Annotated in this window: 16 protein-coding genes; 9 read left to right on the top strand and 7 right to left on the bottom strand. The window is 65.4% G+C overall.

The window, feature by feature from the left end:
* Positions 1 to 167: 167 nt before the first annotated feature.
* Positions 168 to 4,187 (top strand): ATP-dependent RNA helicase HrpA, encoded by a 4,020-nt coding sequence (hrpA, locus tag PNI01S_RS05610; protein ID WP_084357569.1) that lies wholly within the window; start codon positions 168 to 170, stop codon positions 4,185 to 4,187.
* 131 nt (positions 4,188 to 4,318) lie between these two features.
* Here hrpA and PNI01S_RS05605 read toward each other — a convergent pair whose 3' ends face one another.
* Positions 4,319 to 5,023, bottom strand: coding sequence for a glutathione binding-like protein (locus PNI01S_RS05605; RefSeq protein ID WP_084357568.1), 705 nt, complete (start codon positions 5,021 to 5,023; stop codon positions 4,319 to 4,321).
* Between the two features lie 132 nt (positions 5,024 to 5,155).
* Here PNI01S_RS05605 and PNI01S_RS05600 point away from each other — a divergent pair, with 132 nt between their 5' ends.
* Positions 5,156 to 5,593, top strand: coding sequence for an HIT family protein (locus tag PNI01S_RS05600; RefSeq protein ID WP_065085771.1), 438 nt, complete (start codon positions 5,156 to 5,158; stop codon positions 5,591 to 5,593).
* A gap of 14 nt (positions 5,594 to 5,607) precedes the next feature.
* Here the strand turns inward: PNI01S_RS05600 and PNI01S_RS05595 are convergent, their stop codons facing one another.
* Complete coding sequence (locus tag PNI01S_RS05595; RefSeq protein ID WP_024764608.1) at positions 5,608 to 6,027, bottom strand: hypothetical protein; 420 nt, start codon at positions 6,025 to 6,027, stop codon at positions 5,608 to 5,610.
* Positions 6,028 to 6,201: 174 nt separating this feature from the next.
* On the opposite strand from PNI01S_RS05595, the gene PNI01S_RS05590 reads away from it, so the two are divergent.
* A complete protein-coding gene (locus tag PNI01S_RS05590; protein WP_024764607.1) occupies positions 6,202 to 7,266 on the top strand; it encodes a GGDEF domain-containing protein in 1,065 nt (354 codons plus the stop codon).
* Here the strand turns inward: PNI01S_RS05590 and PNI01S_RS05585 are convergent.
* Together PNI01S_RS05585 and PNI01S_RS05580 are read right to left on the bottom strand one after the other, a co-directional pair.
* Positions 7,248 to 8,291 carry an acyltransferase family protein gene (locus tag PNI01S_RS05585; RefSeq protein WP_084357567.1) on the bottom strand — a complete coding sequence of 348 codons (1,044 nt, stop codon included), beginning with the start codon at positions 8,289 to 8,291 and terminating at the stop codon, positions 7,248 to 7,250. The genes PNI01S_RS05590 and PNI01S_RS05585 overlap by 19 nt on opposite strands.
* 87 nt (positions 8,292 to 8,378) lie before the next feature.
* Positions 8,379 to 9,563, bottom strand: coding sequence for an MFS transporter (locus tag PNI01S_RS05580; protein ID WP_084357566.1), 1,185 nt, complete (start codon positions 9,561 to 9,563; stop codon positions 8,379 to 8,381).
* Positions 9,564 to 9,678: 115 nt separating this feature from the next.
* Here PNI01S_RS05580 and PNI01S_RS05575 point away from each other — a divergent pair, with 115 nt between their 5' ends.
* On the top strand, positions 9,679 to 10,581 hold the full coding sequence (locus tag PNI01S_RS05575; RefSeq protein ID WP_084357565.1) for a LysR family transcriptional regulator: 903 nt from the start codon (positions 9,679 to 9,681) through the stop codon (positions 10,579 to 10,581).
* 1 nt (position 10,582) lies between these two features.
* Here the strand turns inward: PNI01S_RS05575 and PNI01S_RS05570 are convergent, their stop codons facing one another.
* Positions 10,583 to 11,095: an ankyrin repeat domain-containing protein gene (locus PNI01S_RS05570; protein ID WP_084357564.1), complete on the bottom strand. Its 513-nt coding sequence runs from the start codon at positions 11,093 to 11,095 to the stop codon at positions 10,583 to 10,585.
* Between the two features lie 426 nt (positions 11,096 to 11,521).
* Between PNI01S_RS05570 and PNI01S_RS05565 the strand changes: the two genes are divergently transcribed.
* Genes PNI01S_RS05565 through PNI01S_RS05555 form a run of 3 tightly spaced genes read left to right on the top strand, consistent with a single transcriptional unit; the run spans position 11,522 to position 13,487 of the window.
* Entirely contained in the window at positions 11,522 to 12,643 is a 1,122-nt protein-coding gene (locus PNI01S_RS05565) for a beta-ketoacyl-ACP synthase III (protein ID WP_037010238.1), read from the top strand.
* 2 nt (positions 12,644 to 12,645) lie between these two features.
* The gene (locus PNI01S_RS05560) at positions 12,646 to 13,254 is read left to right on the top strand and encodes an RNA polymerase sigma factor (RefSeq protein WP_024764601.1); all 609 of its coding nucleotides are present in this window, start codon (positions 12,646 to 12,648) and stop codon (positions 13,252 to 13,254) included.
* Complete coding sequence (locus PNI01S_RS05555; protein ID WP_037010226.1) at positions 13,248 to 13,487, top strand: anti-sigma factor family protein; 240 nt, start codon at positions 13,248 to 13,250, stop codon at positions 13,485 to 13,487. The genes PNI01S_RS05560 and PNI01S_RS05555 overlap by 7 nt, the downstream gene beginning before the upstream one ends.
* A 133-nt stretch (positions 13,488 to 13,620) precedes the next feature.
* On the opposite strand, the gene PNI01S_RS05550 is transcribed toward PNI01S_RS05555, so the two are convergent.
* Positions 13,621 to 14,535 carry a DedA family protein/thiosulfate sulfurtransferase GlpE gene (locus tag PNI01S_RS05550; RefSeq protein ID WP_024764599.1) on the bottom strand — a complete coding sequence of 305 codons (915 nt, stop codon included), beginning with the start codon at positions 14,533 to 14,535 and terminating at the stop codon, positions 13,621 to 13,623.
* A gap of 299 nt (positions 14,536 to 14,834) precedes the next feature.
* Here PNI01S_RS05550 and PNI01S_RS05545 point away from each other — a divergent pair, with 299 nt between their 5' ends.
* Complete coding sequence (locus PNI01S_RS05545) at positions 14,835 to 16,151, top strand: OprO/OprP family phosphate-selective porin (protein WP_084357563.1); 1,317 nt, start codon at positions 14,835 to 14,837, stop codon at positions 16,149 to 16,151.
* Positions 16,152 to 16,346: 195 nt separating this feature from the next.
* Here the strand turns inward: PNI01S_RS05545 and PNI01S_RS05540 are convergent, their stop codons facing one another.
* The gene (locus tag PNI01S_RS05540; RefSeq protein ID WP_084357562.1) at positions 16,347 to 16,811 is read right to left on the bottom strand and encodes a GNAT family N-acetyltransferase; all 465 of its coding nucleotides are present in this window, start codon (positions 16,809 to 16,811) and stop codon (positions 16,347 to 16,349) included.
* A gap of 145 nt (positions 16,812 to 16,956) precedes the next feature.
* Between PNI01S_RS05540 and PNI01S_RS05535 the strand changes: the two genes are divergently transcribed.
* Entirely contained in the window at positions 16,957 to 18,096 is a 1,140-nt protein-coding gene (locus PNI01S_RS05535) for an acyl-CoA dehydrogenase family protein (RefSeq protein WP_024764596.1), read from the top strand.
* The last annotated feature ends 8 nt before the right edge of the window (positions 18,097 to 18,104 follow it).

Here is an 18,104-nt window from a genome sequence, read left to right as displayed (position 1 = left end):
CGGCGGGGCGCGACGCCCTGCCAATACGGGCCGCAACGCATTCGGCGTGGCAGCCCTTGCCGGTCCTCTGCGACAATCCACGGATTGTCGCCATGACAGCCCATTTTCCGGGACCGGCCTCGCTCGTTTGCGCTGCGCCGCTTCCCGCGCATACGCCAGCGAAGCCGATGACCCCAGAAACCACGCCGACTCCCGAACAGCTCCTGCAGCGCATGGACCATGCGCTGATCCGCGACCGCCATCGCCTGCGCCGGCAGCTCCACGAACTGCGCAAGCACCCGGACGACGCCAAGCTCGCCCAGTGGGCCGAGCGTTTCCAGGCCTCCTGTGCCAAGGTCGAGGCGCGCCGTGCGAGCATTCCGAAGATTCGCTACGACGACAGCCTGCCCATCGCCGCCAAGCGCGACGAGATCAAGGCCGCGCTGGAAAAGAGCCAGGTGGTGGTGATCGCCGGCGAAACCGGTTCGGGCAAGACCACCCAGCTGCCGAAGATCTGCCTGGAGCTGGGCCGTGGCACCCATGGCCTGATCGGCCACACCCAGCCGCGCCGCCTGGCCGCGCGCAGTGTCGCGACCCGAGTCGCCGAGGAAATCGGCACGCCACTGGGCTCGCTGGTCGGCTACCAGGTGCGTTTCGAGGACCAGAGCGACGACAGCACGCTGATCAAGCTGATGACCGACGGCATTCTGCTGGCCGAGACCCAGCACGACCGCTACCTGGAACGCTACGACACGATCATCGTCGACGAAGCCCACGAACGCAGCCTGAACATCGACTTCCTGCTCGGCTTCCTGAAGACGCTGCTGCCGCGCCGTCCCGACCTGAAGCTGATCATCACCTCGGCGACCATCGACCTCGAACGCTTCTCCAAGCATTTCGGCGATGCACCCATCGTCGAGGTCTCGGGCCGCACTTACCCGGTGGACACCTGGTATCGACCGCTCGCCGCGGAAGTGGACGAGGACGGCGAGGCGCTGTTCGACGACCTGTCCGTGGACCAGGGCATCCTCCGCGCGCTGGACGAAATTGCCGCCCATGAGCGCGAAATCGGCAAGCGCCCCGGCGACGTGCTGGTGTTCCTCCCCGGCGAGCGCGAGATTCGCGACGCCGCCGACATGCTGCGCAAGGCCAACCTGCGCCACACCGAAGTGTTGCCGCTGTATGCGCGCCTGACGCCGGCCGAGCAGCAGAAGATTTTCGCGCCCATGCCGGGGCGCAAGATCGTGCTCGCTACCAACGTCGCCGAGACCTCGCTGACCGTGCCGGGCATCCGCTACGTGATCGACAGCGGCACGGCGCGCATCAGCCGCTACAGCTACCGCGCCAAGGTCCAGCGCCTGCCCATCGAAGCCGTCTCGCAAGCCAGCGCCAACCAGCGCAAGGGCCGTTGCGGCCGGGTCGAGCCGGGCATCTGCGTGCGCCTGTACAGCGAGGAAGACTTCAACGGTCGCCCGGCCTTCACCGATCCGGAAATCCTGCGCACCAACCTGGCGGCGGTGATCCTGCAGATGCTCCATCTGCGACTGGGCGACATCGAGGCCTTCCCCTTCATCGAGCCGCCGGATGGCAAGGCGATCAACGACGGCTTCACCCTGCTGCAGGAGCTCTCGGCAGTGAACCGCGAGGGCCAGCTCACACCGCTGGGCCGCCAGCTCGCGCGCCTGCCCATCGACCCGCGCCTGGGCCGCATGCTGCTGGAGGCCGCACAACTGGGCAGCCTGCCGGAAGTCCTCACCGTGGCCAGCGCGCTGTCGGTGCAGGACCCGCGCGAGCGGCCGATGGATCGCCAGCAGGCCGCCGACCAGGCCCACGCACAGTGGAAGGACCCGGACTCGGACTTCGCCGCCCTGATCAACCTCTGGCGCGGCTTCGAGGAGCAGCGCCAGGCGCTGGGCTCCAACCCGCTGCGCAACTGGTGCCGGAAGAACTTCCTGAACTACCTGCGCCTGCGCGAGTGGCGCGATGCGCACCGCCAGCTGACGTTGATCTGCCGCGAATTGCAGCTGCCTTTCGGCTCGAAGTCGGACGGTGCCCAGCGCAAGAACGAACCCGTCCGCGAGCAGGCCAAGCCGCACGACAACCGTGGCCGCCAGCCGGTCGCCAAGGCGGATGAGCCGAAGGCCCGCGACATCGACTACGCCGCCGTGCACAAGGCGATCCTCTCCGGCCTGCTCAGCCAGATCGGCCAGAAGGCGGAGGAGGGCGACTACCTCGGCGCGCGCCAGCGGCGCTTCTGGATTCATCCCTCCAGCGTCATCGGCCGCAAGAAGCCGCAGTGGATCATGGCCGCCGAGCTGGTGGAGACCACCAAGCTGTTCGCCCGCATGGTCGCCAAGATCGAGCCGGACTGGCTGGAACCGCTGGCCGGGCACCTGGTGAAGAAGAACTACCTGGAACCGCACTGGGAGAAACGCCGCGGCCAGGTAGTGGCCTACGAGCAGGTCACCCTGTATGGCCTGATCATCATCGGCCGCCGCGCCGTGCACTACGGCCCGATCGATGCGCCGGTGTCCCGCGAGATGTTCATCCGCGAGGCGCTGGTGCGCGGCGAGATCAACAGCCGCGCCAAGTGCCTGTCGGCCAACCGCCAGTTGCTGGAGAAGCTCGACGAGCTGGAAGCCAAGGCGCGCCGGCGCGACATCCTCGCCGACGAGGAAACCCTGTTCGCCTACTACGACGAACGATTGCCGGCGGATATCTACCAGTCTGCCAGCTTCGAGAAATGGTACGAGCGCGAGCACAAGGCAAAACCGGACCTGCTGATCATGCGCGAGGAAGATGTCCTCGCCCGCGATGCCAGTGAAGTCACTGCCGGTCTTTACCCGGATCGCCTGCAACTGGGTGAGTTGCAGTTGCCGCTCACCTACCATTTCGAGCCGGGCCACGTGCGGGACGGCGTGACCCTGCGCGTGCCGGCGCCACTGTTGCCGCAACTGCCTGCCGAACGCCTCGAATGGCTGGTGCCGGGCCTGCTGGAAGCCAAGTGCATCGAGCTGGTGCGCTGCCTGCCCAAGGCCATCCGCAAGAACTTCGTGCCGGTGCCGGACTTCGTCCGGGCGGCGCTGGGCAAGATGGTCTTCGCCGAGGGCGCGCTGTCCGAATCCCTCGGCCGCGAGCTGCAGCGCATGACCGGCAGCCGTGTGCCGGAAGAGGCCTGGGCGGAAGCCGAGACCCAGGTGGAAAGCCACCTGCGGATGAACATCGAAGTGGTCGACGCCCGTGGCAAGTTCCTTGGCGCAGGTCGTGATCTGGTGGAACTCACCGCGCGCTTCGCCGAGGCCAGCCAGGCCGCGCTGGCGATCCCGCAGGCCGACAAGCCGCAGAAACCGGTGGAAGCCAAGGGCTTCGCCGGGGTCGCGGAAAAGGTCCAGCAGAAGGTCGCCGGGCTGTCGATGACGGTCTATCCGGCGCTGGTGGAGGAGGCCGGCGTGGTCAAGGAAAACCGCTTCCCGACCCAGGCCGAGGCCGACTACCAGCACCGCCGCGCCCTGCAACGCCTGCTCCTGCAACAGCTCGCCGAGCCGGCCAAGTTCCTGCGCAGCAAGCTGCCGGGGCAGACCGACATGGGTCTGCTCTATCGCGAGCTGGGCCGGGTCGAGTCGCTGGTGGAAGACATCCTGCTGGCCAGCCTGGACAGCGCCATTCTCGACGGTGAAGCCAACCTGCCGCGCGATGGCGCCGGCCTCGCGTCACTGGCCGAGAAGAAGCGCGGCGCCTGGACCGAGCACGCCGAGCGTATCGCCCGCCTGACCCTGGAAATCCTCAAGCTCTGGCATGGCTTGCAGAAGCGCTTCAAGGGCAAGGTCGACCTGGCCATGACGGTGCCGCTCAACGATGTGAAGGGGCAACTGGCCAGGCTGGTCTACCCCGGCTTCGTGCGTGACACGCCGCTGGAATGGCTGAAGGAAATCCCGCGCTATCTGAAGGCTGTGGAACAGCGTCTGGACAAGGTCGCCGGTCAGGTCCAGCGCGACCGCGTGTGGAGCGGTGAGATGGCCGGCTACTGGGAACAGTACTCGGCGCGCCTGGCCAAGCACGCCCAGGAAGGCAAGCGCGACCCGGAGCTGGTGCTCTATCGCTGGATGCTGGAGGAGTACCGCGTTTCGCTGTTCGCCCAGCAACTGGGGACGAAGATTCCGGTGTCGGACAAGCGCTTGTCGAAGCAGTGGAGCCAGGTCGAGGCCTGACGGTCAGGCTCGCGTTGTCCGGGCTGCGACTTTCGTGCTCTTTGTAGGAGCGAGCTCGCTCGCGAACCTGCCCAGCTTTAGCTGCCGGAAATGGGTTCGCGAGCAAGCTCGCGCCTACAGGGTATGAACCGTCAGTCGCGCTTGGGGATGTTCAGCCCGCGCTGCACCGCAGGCCGCGCCAGGAAGCGCTCCAGCACGCGCTTCACGTTCTGGAAGTTCTCGAAACCGACCAGCTCACCCGCCTCGTAGAAACCGACCAGGTTGCGGATCCACGGGAAGGTGGCGATGTCGGCGATGGTGTAGCGCTCGCCCATGATCCAGTCGCGGCCTTCCAGGCGCTGGTCGAGCACGGCCAGCAGGCGCCTGGCTTCGTCGACGTAGCGCTGCAGCGGGCGCTTGTCCTCGTAGTCCTTGCCGGCGAATTTGTTGAAGAAGCCGATCTGGCCGAACATCGGGCCGATCCCGCCCATCTGGAACATCAGCCACTGCAGCGTCTCGTAGCGACCGCTGGCGCCGGGGGCGATCAGCGAGTCGGTCTTGTCGGCGAGGTAGACCAGGATCGCGCCGGACTCGAACAGCGCCAGCGGCTGGCCGTCCGGCCCGTTGGGGTCGAGGATCGCCGGAATCTTGTTGTTCGGGTTCAGCGACAGGAATTCCGGGCTCATCTGGTCGTTGCGCTCGAAGCTGACCAGGTGCGGCTCGTAGGGCAGGCCGAGCTCTTCCAGCATGATCGACACCTTCACGCCATTGGGCGTGGGCAGCGAGTACAGCTGCAGGCGGTCAGGGTGTTCGGCGGGCCATTTGCGGGTGATGGGGAACGCGGAAAGGTCTGACATGCATACTCCGGTCAGGTCACTGGGAAAAGCAGCGGAAGGCCTCAGGATAGACCTCCGGAAGCGGCCGGTCATGACCCGCACGCGACAAAAAGGTAAGGTGCGGCCCCATAGTCAACGGAGAAGGAACCCACCATGAGCCTGCACGGCACCTACGATCCGCAGAACATCTTCGCCCAGATCATTCGCGGCGAGGCCCCCTGCTACAAGCTGTACGAGGACGACGACGTGCTCGCCTTCCTCGACCTGTTCCCGCAGTCCTACGGCCATGCGCTGGTGATTCCGAAGAACTCGCCGGCGCGCAACATCCTCGAAGTCGACCCCGACGCCTTGGCCAAGGTGATGCGGGTGGTGCAGCGCCTGACCGGCGTGATCGTCGAAGAGCTCAATCCCGATGGCGTGCAGGTCGCCCAGTTCAACGGCGCGCCCGCCGGGCAGACGGTGTTCCACATCCACGTGCACATCGTCCCGCGCTATGCCGGCGAGGGCCTGGGCATCCACGCGGCGAACAAGGCCGAGGCGGCTGAACTGGAGAAGCTGCAGGCGCGCCTCGTTGCCCGTCTGAACGGCTGAGGCGCGCCAGGCGGTTATTCGACGGCGGGCTTGATGTCGAAACCGGTGCGGTTGTCGCTGACGATGCGGAAGGCGTTGTTGCCGCCCGGCTCGAGCGGCACCAGCAGTTCGCGGCGCAGCATGGCCTTGCTGCACAGGCCTTCGCCGTCCTTGTCGCCGATGATGCCGACCACGTGCTTGCCCGCCGGCACGTGGAAGCTGGCCGACTCGCCCTTGCCGATGCGCGCGGCTATTTCGTGGTCGATGGTGATGGCGACGTAGCAGCCGCCACCGAGATAGCCGACGTCGCGGGTGACGTCGACCTTGACGCTGTCCTTGCCGGATTGCTGGTAGGCCAGCAGGCGGTCGGTGGGGACGGGATGGACCTCGTCGTTCTGGTACGAGGCACAACCGGAAAGCGCGAGCACGGACAGGACGGCAAGAATCGAACGCATAGATTTCCTCCATGGACAATGCAGCCTAGGCTAGCCCATCCGGCGGGTTTCCGTCGGCTTGGCAACGCGCTGTAGGAATTTGGAGTAGTCTTCAGCAAACGTGAGCCGGGCTGGAGCGCTCGGCCGCCGCCATCGAGGCCGACCCGCCGGGCGGTTGAGCCAAGGAGCAGGGCGATGCACCGCAACAGCGATCCCGACCATCTGTTCGAGTCCAGCGCCGGACCGACCGGCCTGGAGGAGGCAGACCATCGTCTGCTGATGCGGTTGATCTTTACCTGTACCGGCGCGACGCTGGGATTGTTCTCGATTCTCCAGTGCTTCGCCGGCAACTACTGGCTGGCCGGCGCCGAACTGGCCACCTGCGGCCTGCTGCTGTGGGCCACGCAGCGGCTCAAGCGGGTAACGCGCCTGGTGCCCTGGATCATCGCCTACCTGCTGCCGACCTTCTGCTTCATCCTCTACATCATCGTCATGCCCAACGCTTCGGCATCGGCCTTCGTCTGGGTCTACCTGATGCCCGTGATGGCTTACCTGCTGCTGGGCAAGTGGCGCGGCTTCCTGCTTGCCGTGCCGTTCATGCTGATCGCCACGGTCATGTACCTGCACGCCAATCACCTGCGCCTGGATGCCCCGGGATTGATCGACATCGGCAATGGCATCTTCTGTGGCGTCCTGGTGATCGCCTTCATGCACGTGTACGAGGAGCGGCGTGCGGCCGCCTACAAGCAGCTGCGGAACCTGGCGCTGACCGACGCGCTGACTGGCGTGGCCAGCCGCGAGAGTTTTCAGCGCACGTTGCGCCGTTGCATCCAGGAGGCGGCGCGCTACGAGACGCGGCTTGTGCTGGTGGTGCTGGACGTCGACCATTTCAAGAACATCAACGACCAGTGGGGCCACGATGCCGGCGACAAGGCGCTGCAGCACCTGTGCAATCGCCTGCGCCACCGCCTGCGCGCCACCGACCTGATCGGCCGGCTGGGCGGCGAGGAATTCGGCCTGTTGCTGCCCTTCACCGACCGCTTCGACGCCAAGCCGCTGGTGGAGTCCCTGCGCCGGGATATCGACGAGGCGCCGCTGATGTACCACGGCCAGCGTATCCCGATCTCCGCCACCTTCGGCCTCGCCGAATGGCCGGGCGATGGGCTGGATGCGGACGAACTGTACCGCTGCACCGACCGTCGCCTGTATCGCGGCAAGGCCGAGGGGCGCAACCGCCTGGTCTACAGCGATCCGGTCTGAGTGCGCCTGGCGGCCAGCGGCTCGGCCAGGCGCGCATAGGCCGTGCGCACCTGGCGGGCCATCTTCCGTTCAACCCATTCGTAGCTCAGCCAGGACAGCAACAGGATGGCTGGCACGCTGATGCCCAGCGTCTGGTAGGGCGTCAGGCCCAGCCGTTCATGCAGCCAGTACGCGGCCAGCCAGAGCACGATCACGTGCAGCAGGTAGACCGAATAGGACCAGTCACCCAGCGCATGCAGCACCCGGTTGCGCTCGAACAGTGGTTCCAGCGCCACGCAGGCGGCGAGCAGCGCGGCGGCGGGCAGGCCCCAGGTGAGCAGGCGCCAGGGATGGTCGGCAGGGAACAGCAAGAGGGTCGTCACTGCCATGGCGGCTGTCGCCAGCGCCAGCGGTCGCGGCCAGTTCAGCCAGCCGCGCCGGTACAGCGCCGCGAGGCCCGGGCCGAGGAGGAACTCGAAGATGATCGGGTTGCGGTAGAAGTTGCTGACCCACGGTTCGCGCGCCAGTACCTGCGCCACCAGCAGCACCAGTGCGGTCACCAGCCAGGGCCGCCAGCGTTCGGCAACCAGGAAGGAGAGGGCGAACAGGCCGTAGAAGAGCATCTCGAAGTTCAGCGTCCAGCCCACCGGTAGCACCGGGTACTTGCCGAAGCCGCCGGGGTTCTCGCTGGGGATGAACAGCATGGACAGCAGCAGTGACTTGCCGCCGACACCGTAGGCCGGCATCACGTCGGCGAAGGCGTAGATGATCAACGCGGTGATCGCCGTGTATAGCCAGTAGGCCGGGGCGACGCGGGCCAGGCGCTGGACCAGGAAGGTCAGCGGCGACATCGGTCGGCCGGCGCTGGAAAGGTGGATCACGAAGCCGCTGAGGACGAAGAAGATGTCGACGCCGACCTGGCCACGGGTGGAGAGCAATCTGCCGCCGAGGCTGTCGGCGCGGAAATCGAAGAACACCTGCATGAAGTGATGGAATACCACCAGCCAGGCGGCCAGTGCCCGCAGAGCCTGAAGCGAAACCAGCATGGGTGGGCGAGCCCTCCGTCTGTGGGAAAAGAAAAGAGGCGCGACAGTGCGCGCCCCTTTCCTCGACAGTGCGGATTCGCCGATCGTTCACCGTGCCTGCTGGACGGTGCCCGCCGGCAGCGCCGGGCCGCGCTCCAGGCGCAGGCAGATCAGCGCCGTGGCGATGGCCGCCACTGGCAGCAGGGCGCCGACCCAGGGCAGTGCGGCGAGGCCGGGGCCGTGGTCGATGGTCATGCCGCCGAGCCAGGCACCCAGCGCGTTGCCGAGGTTGAACGCGGCGATGTTGAAACTGGCCGCCACGCTCTGGCCGGCGCCATGGGCTTTCTCCAGCACCCACATCTGCAGCGGTGGCACGGTGGCGAAGCCGGCGGCGCCGAGCAGGGCGATGAAGACGACCACGGCGATCTGGTTCTGCAGCGCAAAACTCATCAACCCCATGACCACTGCCAGTGCCACCAGGCTGCCAAGCAGGGCGGGCACCAGCCTGCGGTCGGCCAGCTTGCCGCCGAGCAGGTTGCCCAGCACCAAGCCGCCGCCGAACACCAGCAGCACCGGCGACACGGCGCTCTCGGAGAAACCGGCAAGGCGGGTCAGCAGCGGCGACACGTAGCTGAACACGGTGAACACGCCGCCGAAACCGAGCACGGTGGTCAGCAGGCCAAGCAGCACGGCCGGGCGCTTCAGCACGCGGAAATCGTCGCGCAGGTTGCCGGCCGGCGGCGGGGCGCCGTTGCGCGGCAGGTAGATCGCCAGAATCGCCAGGGCCAGCACACCGATGCCGGTCACCACCCAGAAGGCCGCACGCCAGCCATAGAGTTGGCCGAGCCAGGTGCCGAGCGGGACGCCGAGGATGGTGGCGACGGTCAGGCCGGTGAACATCAGGGCGATGGCCGAGGCGCGGCGCTCGGCTGGCACCAGGCTGGTGGCGACCACCGAGCCGACGCCGAAGAAGGTGCCGTGGGCGAAGGAGGTCAGCACCCGCGCGGCCATCAACGTGGCGTAGTCCGGTGCCAGGGCACAGGCCAGGTTGCCGAGGGTGAAGATCACCATCAGCCCCAGCAGCGTGCGGCGCTGCGGCCAGCGCGCGGTGAGGGCGGTGAGCAGCGGCGCGCCGAGCACCACGCCCAGGGCGTAGCCGGAGATCAGCAGGCCGGCAGCGGAGATCGACACGCCGAAGTCCTGGCCGACCTCCAGCAGCAATCCCATGATCACGAATTCGGTAACGCCGATGCCAAAGGCACCGGCGGTCAAGGCATACAAGGCAATGGGCACGATGGCTCTCCCTGGCTGATTTGCATAAACAGTGAAGAATGGGCGCCACCTTATCCCCGCGCGTATTGCTGATATAGACTGCCTTTGAGCAAATCACCTGTGAATTGAATTCAACATGGCGCGCCCTGACGTCAACCGCTTCGGCGAAATGGAAGTCTTCATCCGCGTGGTGGAAACCGGCGGTTTCACCGCCGCCGCGCAGCAGTGCGGGATGACACCCTCGGCGGTGAGCAAGCTGGTGGCGCGCCTGGAGGATCGCCTCGGCGCGCGGCTGTTCAACCGTTCCACCCGACGCCAGCAGCTCACGGCCGAGGGCGCGGCCTTCTACGAGCGCAGCCTGCGCATCCTCGCCGACCTGGACGAAGCTGAGCGCGAAGCCTCGGCCAGCGCCGAGCCCCTGGGCCGGGTACGCATCAGTTGCAACCTGCCGGTGGGGCGGCAGTTCCTCATTCCGGCGCTGCCGCTGTTCTTCGAGCGCTACCCCGGCGTCAGCCTCGACCTGCAACTGACCGATGAAGTGGTGGACCTGCTGGAAGTGCGTGCAGACGTCGCCGTGCGCAGCGGCCCGCTGCGGGATTCGCGGCTGGTGGCGCGTTCACTGGGGGAGTCCGGGCACAAGATTGTCGCCGCACCCGAGTACCTGGCTCGGCACGGTACGCCACAGCATCCGCGTGAGCTGGACGAATACAACTGCCTGGGCTTCAGCTACCGGCGCGTCGAGCCGGACTGGCCATTTCTCGGCAAGCCGGCGGATGCCCCTGAGCCCTGCGGCAACCTGCTGGCCAGCGACGGTGACAGCGTGCGTCGCCTGGCGCTGGCCGGGTTGGGGCTGGCGCGGCTGGCAGAGTTTCAGGTGCGCGGAGATATTGCTGCCGGCCGGCTGGTAGAGGTGCTGGCGGACTTCAACCCTGGTGATCGCAAGCCCATGCATGCGCTCTACCTGGGCAAGCCGGGGCACCTGCCCGCACGGGTACGCGCGGTGCTCGACTTCCTCGCCGAGCACGTGCGCATCGACTGACTCAGGCGGCTTCGAGCAGTGCCAGGGTGTCGGTTGCACCCATCATTCTTGCCGCGGCCAGCGGAGTCAGGCCGCTGGCGTCGCGAGCATCGCGGTTCGCGCCATGTTCCAGCAGGCAGCGGACAATCTCCGGACGGTTGAACATCGCGGCCATCATCAGCGCGGTCTTGCCGTCGGGCGAGGCGCCTTCCACCTGGGCGCCGCGGCCGAGCAGCAGGCGGACCATCTCCAGATCGCCCTTGAAAGCGGCGCCGGCCAGCGGTGTCTGGCCTGCATTGTTGCGCAGGTCCGGGTCGGCGCCGTGCTCCAGTAGCACGGCCGCGGTGTCGTGGTGGCCATAGTAGCTGGCCAGCATCAGCAGGCTGTCGCCCTTGTGGTTGCGCAGGTTGGCCGGCAGGCCCTGGCTCAGCAGGTTGGCCAGGCGCTCGGTGTCGCCCTGGCGGGCGAGGTCGATCACCTGGTTGGCGAATTCCAGGGTCTGTTCGTCCATTTCCGGGCGATTCGCAGCATTCATCCTGAAGTCTCCTTGGCAATGTCGGGAATGATTCGCAGGATAAGGATTCGCGCGCTCTGGCGCGCTAACGCCGTGCCTATGGTGCCGGTGGAAAAAATCAATCCCTTGCTTCAAGGCAGGCACGGCGTGATTTGCGTCTGTAATCTTGCGCAAATGCCGTCCTCGCACGGCGGCTTTTCGGCGAATTTTGCAGCATAATCAGCGACCAGCGGTTGCACCTTAGGAGAAACCGCAAACCGCCGGGCGGGCAAAGGTGCCGCCCCGGCAAGGGAGTGGCACACTGCCCGGTTGCAGGGATTGCCATCCCAGAGGCTTCGCGCAGGGCGCGCAAGCCCATGAATATTCGGTGCCGGCCAATGCGCGGGCACCTTGCTGCCTAACCCAGCTGCCCGGCCCGGCGGCTTTGAGAATTGAAGAGGATTGACCGTGCATAAAGTCGTGATCAGCGGAACCGGCCTGTATACCCCGCCGTTCAGCATCTCCAACGATGAACTGGTGGAATCCTTCAACAGCTACGTCCGCAGCTACAACGACCAGCACGCCGACGCCATTGCCAAGGGCGAAGTGGAGGCCCTCTCCGAGTCCAGCTCGGCGTTCATCGAGAAGGCTTCCGGCATCAAGAGCCGCTTCGTGGTGAACAAGGAAGGTATCCTCGACCCTCAGCGCATGGCGCCACGTATTCCGGAGCGTTCCAACGAAGACTGGGGCATCCTCTGCGAGATGGCGACCGCCGCCGCGAAGCAGGCCCTACAGCGCGCCGGCCGTACTCCCGAAGACATCGACGGGGTGATCGTCGCCTGCTCCAACCTGCAGCGCGCCTACCCGGCCGTGGCCATCGAAGTGCAGGCTGCCCTGGGCATCCAGGGCTTCGGCTACGACATGAACGTCGCCTGCTCCTCGGCCACCTTCGGCATCCAGGCCGCGGTGAACAGCGTGCAGTTGGGCCAGGCCCGGGCGATCCTGATGGTCAACCCGGAGATCTGTACCGGCCACCTGAATTTCCGCGACCGCGACAGCCACTTCATTTTCGGTGACGCCGCTACCGCCGTGATCATCGAGCGCGCCGACCAGGCGACTTCCAAGCACCAGTTCGACGTAGTCAGCACCAAGCTGCTGACCCAGTTCTCCAACAACATCCGCAACAACTTCGGCTTCCTCAACCGCGCGGCGGAAGAGGGCATCGGCACTCGCGACAAGCTGTTCGTGCAGGAAGGCCGCAAGGTGTTCAAGGACGTCTGTCCGATGGTGGCCGAGCTGATCGGCGAGCACCTGGCGCAGAACGATATCCCGGTCAGCGACGTGAAGCGCTTCTGGCTGCACCAGGCCAACCTGAACATGAACCTGCTGATCACCCGCAAGCTGATCGGCCGCGACGCCGAGCCGCACGAGGCGCCGGTGATCCTCGACACCTACGCCAACACCAGCTCGGCTGGCTCGGTGATCGCCCTGCACAAGTACCAGGACGACCTGCCCGCCGGCTCCATCGGCGTGCTGAGCTCCTTCGGCGCCGGTTACTCGATCGGCAGCGTGATCCTGCGCAAGCGCTGATCGTGCCCGCCGACGACAACGAGCTGTTGTCGCGCCTGCTGGCCGGTGACCAGCAGGCCTTTCGCACCCTGGTAGCCACCTACCAGGGTGCGATGCGCGCCGTCGCCATTGCGATCGTCGGCAGCGCCCATGCCGACGAGGTGGTGCAGGACGCCTGGCTGGCCGCCGTGCGCAACCTCGATGGATTCCAGGGCCGCTCCAGCCTCAAGACCTGGCTGCTGACCATCACTGCCAACACCGCCAAATCCCGCCTGCGCAAGGTTCGTCGCGACGTTTCGCTGGACGAGCTGCCTGCGCCCCACGGCAGCATCGACGATTCCCGCTTCGCCGCCGACGGCCACTGGAGCCCGGCGCCGCTGGCGTGGCACGAGGACTCGCCCGAGGCCCTGCTGGCCGAGGACGAGCTGCGCCAATGCCTGGAAAAGACCCTGCTCAGCCTCTCCGAATTGCAGCGCAGCGTGTTGCTGCTGCGTGAGCGCCAGGGCCTGGAATTGGAGGAAATCTGTAATCTGCTGGAGGTTTCGCTCTCCAATGCCAGGGTACTGCTGCACCGTGCGCGGCTGAAGGTGTTCGCCACCGTGGAGCACTTCGAGGAGACCGGGGAATGCTGACCTGCAAGGAACTGGTGGCGCGCTCCAGCGACCTGCTGGACGAACGGTTGGGCTGGCGCGAGAAGATCGCATTGCGCCGGCACCTGCTGTTGTGCCGCCACTGCCGGCGCTACCTGCGGCAGATGCGCCTGACCCAGGCGACCCTGCGCCTGCTGCCAGAACCGCCTCGCCCGGACTCGGAGCGCCTGGCTGACCATCTCGCCGAGTTTCGCCGGGACAGCGCACGGCGCTAAGAGCTTTCTGTAGGAGCGAGCTTGCTCACGAACTGGCGTTCCCAGCAGCGCCGTAGGATGGCGTTTGCCGGAGACGTCCGGGTGATGCCGATGCCTGCGGTCGCGCGCATGGCGCGCTCCGGCAGGCGACTCCTCAGCTCAGGCTTTGCGCCCGCCACGCATCCAATCCCCCCGACAGCGCCCAGGTACGCGGATGCCCAAAAGCCTGCAGTCGCTCCGCCAGCATCGCTGCGGAAAGCTCGTGGGGGCAGGCGCAGTAGATCACCACGTCCTTGTCCTCCAGGCTGTCGCGCAACTCGTCCAGCTTCCCGTCCAGGCTGAAGGCGATGGAGCCGGGAATCGCCTCGTCATCGAATTGCGCGCGCACATCGAGGATCAGCGGCGGCTCGCCGGCGTCCAGGCGTGCGCGCAGCTCATCGACGCTGATGCGTGGAATCCGCGCGGTGCGCTTGAGCAGGCTGAAGCGCTGCCAGAGCTTCCAGGCGATGAACAGCGCGAAGGCGCCCAGCAGCACCGCTACACCAAGGCTCGCGTACTCGGTGAGCCAACCCAGGACACGGTCCACGGCATCGCTGAAGATGCTCCCGAGCATCAGCGCCGAGCCCGCCCAGAGCGCGGCGCCGGCACAGTCGTACGCAAGGAAGCGTGGCAGCGGCGTGCGGGTCATGCCGGCCATGGTGGTGGTCAGCGCGCTGGCACCGGGGAGGAATCGCGAGATCAGCAGCGCCCGCGGACCGATGCGCAGGTACAGGCTCTGGCTCTGGCGGATGCAACTGTCAGGTGACAGCGAAACCTTGCACACGCTGCGCAGCATGAAGCCGCCATAGCGTCGCCCGGCGCTGAACCAGATCAAATCGGCAATCAGGCAGGCGCACACGGCCACGGCCAGCGCCTGCCCCAATGGAACGCCGCTTCCCTGCAGGGCAAGCGCTCCGGCGACGATCAACGCCGGATACGCGGGAATCGGCAAGCCGAGTTGTTCCAGCAGGACGTTAAAGAACAGCAGTGTCAGGCCGTGCTGCTGGATCAAGGGTTGCAGTTCATGCATGGGTAAGCCTGAAGGCGCTGTCTTTCAGAAGTGAGGTCGGAGCATACCGCCAAAGAGGCCGAAAGAAACGGCTGAAAGCCTAGTCGGGCGTGGTCCTGATCCTTTATGCGATAAGGAAATCAAAAGTTCCTTTGTAATAAAAGTTTTATCTACGAGCAACCGATCTGAAATAACCCCTCGCCAAGATTCCCAGCAACACAAACGGGGGCCGCCAGAACGGCCTGTGCGAGTCCTTGGGGGGCGCGCAGCAGCCAGGCACTCGGCGTGTTCAACGCAAATACCATTAAGGGGAATCTTCGATGATCCGTAAGCACTTCGCCGGTTACGCCGCCACTGCCCTGGCACTGGTCGTTTCCGCCCAGGCTTTCGCAGGCACAGTCACCACCGATGGCGCCGATATCGTTATCAAGACCAAGGGCGGTCTTGAAGTCGGTACCACCGACAAGGAGTTCAGCTTCAAGCTCGGTGGCCGTCTGCAAGCGGATTACAGCCGCTTCGATGGGTTCTACACCAAGAACGGCAACAACGGTGACGGCGCCTATTTCCGCCGCGCCTACCTGGAACTGGGCGGCACTGTCTACAAAGACTGGAAATACCAGATCAACTACGACATGTCCCACAACTCCGGTAACGCTGACAACGGCTACTTCGACGAGGCTTCCTTCAGCTACACCGGCTTCGCTCCGGTAACCCTGAAGTTCGGCCGTTTCGACCCGGACTTCGGTCTGGAGAAAGCCACCAGCTCCAAGTGGGTGACCGCCACCGAGCGTACCAGCGCCTACGAACTGGCTGACTGGATCAACACCCACCAGGATGGCATGGGGGCCCAGGTTGGCGGCGTCGTCGCCAACATGGCCTACCTGGACGCCGGCGTATATGCCAAGGACGCCGACGACACCGACGGCGACAGCGTCAAGCAGTTCAACTTCCGCGGCGTGTTCGCTCCGCTGAACACCGACGGCAACGTCCTGCATGTCGGCCTGGATTACGCCTACCGTGACCTGAACGACACCGCCTTCGATTCCCGCATCCGTCCGCGTCTGGGCATGCGTGGTATCGCCACCAACGGCGGTAACGACGCTGGCGACAATGGCAACCGCGCGACCTTCGGCGGCGCCACCCTGAGCCCGGCCGGTTCCTACAAGGACGACTCCACCTGGGGCGCAGAATTCGCCTACGCCTTCGGCCCGTTCTCCGCTCAGGCCGAATACCTGAAGCGCAAGCTGAAGGCTGATGCCGATGCCTTCCAGGACATCAAGGCTGACGGCTACTACGGCCAACTGGCCTACACCATCACCGGCGAATCCCGCGTTTACAAGCTCGATGGCGCCAAGTTCGACACCATCAAGCCGGCCAACAAGGAAATCGGTGCCTGGGAAGTCTTCTACCGCTACGACCACATCAAGGTCGATGACCCGAACGTGGTCGTGGCTACCGCCACCCGCGACGTGGGCGACACCAAGGCCAGCACCAACACCATCGGTGTGAACTGGTACGCCAACGAAGCCGTGAAGGTCTCCCTGGACTACGTTCACGTCAGTACCGATGGCATCCGCAACGCCAACGGTGACGACGACGGCAACGGTGTCGTGACCCGCCTGCAGTACGTGTTCTAAGAACTACAGCAATACCGTTTGACTCCTTTGTGTGAACCCCCGCCCCGGCGGGGGTTTTTTATGCGAGCCGGGAAATTGCTTCTTTATGAACGCCGAACATCCCGATTGCGCGGGAGCGATTTGCCCTCGATCGGCTCGCTTCACGTCGAGAATGAAATCATCCCGGGCGGAGTCCACTACAGCACCCTTGCCGGATCAGCGGAGCAAGGGGCCCGCCGGGCGCCGGCGGAATTCGAACTCGAGCAGCTCATCGAACGGATTGCCCATTTCCAGTCGTGTCCAGCCCAGCTTGATGAGGAAGGCCAGCGCCCCCAGGTTGTCCGGCCTCACGCTGGCGCGCCACAAGGGGCTGCTCTGCAGTTCCGCTCGGCTCATCACCAGCGCCATCACCGCGCGCCCAACACCTGAACCACGCAACTCCGGGCGCACGGCGAGATCGGTGACGAAATAGTACGGGTGGTCGGGGTTGGGCAGGCAAATCCCCACAACCGCCACCAGCAGATCGCCGCGCAGGATGCTGTACAGGACTCTGTCCGGAGCGTTCAGCAGCTGTTCCAGCCATTCACGGTCCATCGGGCCAAGCTGCGCAAAGAGCACGGGGTCGGCGAACCAGCTTTCGTACGGCGGGAAGTCTTCCGCCTGGAAAGGGCGAATCTGCATGCGGGCGCTCTCCGGTGCAGCTTTGGGATATTTCACACTCGCATCTGCTGGGCGATTGCGTCAATCGACCCTGAGCGCTCGCGTCATTGAGGCCGCGCGCGGCCAGCACCTACCCTGCGGGCACTCAACCCACCGGGAGTCGACCATGCTGCGCAATCACTTCGAGACCGAACACAACCTGTTCCGCGATGCGTTCCGATCCTTCCTCAACAAGGAAGTGGTGCCTCACCAGGAGGAATGGGAGGAAGCCGGCGTGGTGGACCGCAGTGTCTGGCGTAAGGCGGGGGAGATGGGCTTTCTGCTGCCCTGGGCGGAAGAGGAATACGGTGGATCCGCTCTGAAGGATTTTCGCTACGAACAGATCATGTGTGAGGAATTGGCTGCCATCAACGAGCCTGGTTTCATGATCCCGCTGCATTCGGCGCTGTGCGGCCCCTACATCGCCGAGTACGGCAATGCCGAGCAGAAGGCCCGCTGGTTACCGGGGATCATTCGTGGCGAAAGCATCCTGGCGGTGGCGATGACTGAGCCGTCGGCCGGCTCGGACCTGGCTGGCATGCGCACCACGGCGGTGGACAAGGGGGACCATTTCGTCCTCAACGGCTCCAAGGTGTTCATCTCCAACGGCCTGCTGGCGGACCTGGTGATAGTCGCGGCGAAGACTGATCCTTCGAACAAGCACGCCATGGGGCTGTTCGTGGTTGAACGTGGCATGGAAGGCTTCGAGCGCGGGCGCAATCTGAAGAAACTGGGCATGAAGAGCCAGGACACCGCCGAGCTGTTCTTCAACAACGTGAAAGTGCCGAAGGAAAATCTGCTGGGCGACGCCAAGGGCGGTTTCTTCTACTTGATGAACATGCTGGCCCAGGAACGCCTGACCAACGCCTGTGGCGCGGTGGCCGGCGCCGAGGCCGCGCTGAACGCGACCGTCGACTACGTGAAGGAGCGCAAGGCGTTCGATCGCCCGATCGCGCACTTCCAGAACACCCGCTTCAAGCTCGCCGAGATGCGTACGCAGATCGACGTGGCGCAGGTCTTCACCGATCGTTGCGTAATGGACCACAACCAGAAGAAGCTCACTCCCGAAGTGGCCGCCGAGGCCAAGCTGTTCACCACCGAACTGCTCTGCAAGGTGGTGGATGAGGGCGTGCAACTGCACGGTGGCTGGGGTTACATGTGGGAGTATCCGATCTGCAAGATGTACGCGAACGCGCGCATCCAGCGCATTTTCGCCGGTACTTCGGAGATCATGAAAGAGATCATCAGCCGCGGCATGAAGCTCTGAGGCGCGGC

This window comes from Pseudomonas nitroreducens NBRC 12694 (genome assembly GCF_002091755.1).
Taxonomy (GTDB): Bacteria; Pseudomonadota; Gammaproteobacteria; order Pseudomonadales; family Pseudomonadaceae; genus Pseudomonas; species Pseudomonas nitroreducens.
Note: the sequence above shows the minus strand (reverse complement) of the source record. Positions and strands in the feature narration are given on the sequence as shown.

What these genes read in the sequence shown, in the direction of transcription:
- PNI01S_RS05595 (WP_024764608.1), bottom strand. Translation starts at nt 6,027, where the DNA reads ATGCGTTCGATTCTTGCCGTCCTGTCCGTGCTCGCGCTTTCCGGTTGT.
- PNI01S_RS05570 (WP_084357564.1), bottom strand. Translation starts at nt 11,095, where the DNA reads ATGAATGCTGCGAATCGCCCGGAAATGGACGAACAGACCCTGGAATTC.
- PNI01S_RS05550 (WP_024764599.1), bottom strand. Translation starts at nt 14,535, where the DNA reads ATGCATGAACTGCAACCCTTGATCCAGCAGCACGGCCTGACACTGCTG.
- hrpA (WP_084357569.1), top strand. Translation starts at nt 168, where the DNA reads ATGACCCCAGAAACCACGCCGACTCCCGAACAGCTCCTGCAGCGCATG.
- PNI01S_RS05590 (WP_024764607.1), top strand. Translation starts at nt 6,202, where the DNA reads ATGCACCGCAACAGCGATCCCGACCATCTGTTCGAGTCCAGCGCCGGA.
- PNI01S_RS05605 (WP_084357568.1), bottom strand. Translation starts at nt 5,023, where the DNA reads ATGTCAGACCTTTCCGCGTTCCCCATCACCCGCAAATGGCCCGCCGAA.
- PNI01S_RS05575 (WP_084357565.1), top strand. Translation starts at nt 9,679, where the DNA reads ATGGCGCGCCCTGACGTCAACCGCTTCGGCGAAATGGAAGTCTTCATC.
- PNI01S_RS05555 (WP_037010226.1), top strand. Translation starts at nt 13,248, where the DNA reads ATGCTGACCTGCAAGGAACTGGTGGCGCGCTCCAGCGACCTGCTGGAC.
- PNI01S_RS05600 (WP_065085771.1), top strand. Translation starts at nt 5,156, where the DNA reads ATGAGCCTGCACGGCACCTACGATCCGCAGAACATCTTCGCCCAGATC.
- PNI01S_RS05545 (WP_084357563.1), top strand. Translation starts at nt 14,835, where the DNA reads ATGATCCGTAAGCACTTCGCCGGTTACGCCGCCACTGCCCTGGCACTG.
- PNI01S_RS05585 (WP_084357567.1), bottom strand. Translation starts at nt 8,291, where the DNA reads ATGCTGGTTTCGCTTCAGGCTCTGCGGGCACTGGCCGCCTGGCTGGTG.
- PNI01S_RS05540 (WP_084357562.1), bottom strand. Translation starts at nt 16,811, where the DNA reads ATGCAGATTCGCCCTTTCCAGGCGGAAGACTTCCCGCCGTACGAAAGC.
- PNI01S_RS05535 (WP_024764596.1), top strand. Translation starts at nt 16,957, where the DNA reads ATGCTGCGCAATCACTTCGAGACCGAACACAACCTGTTCCGCGATGCG.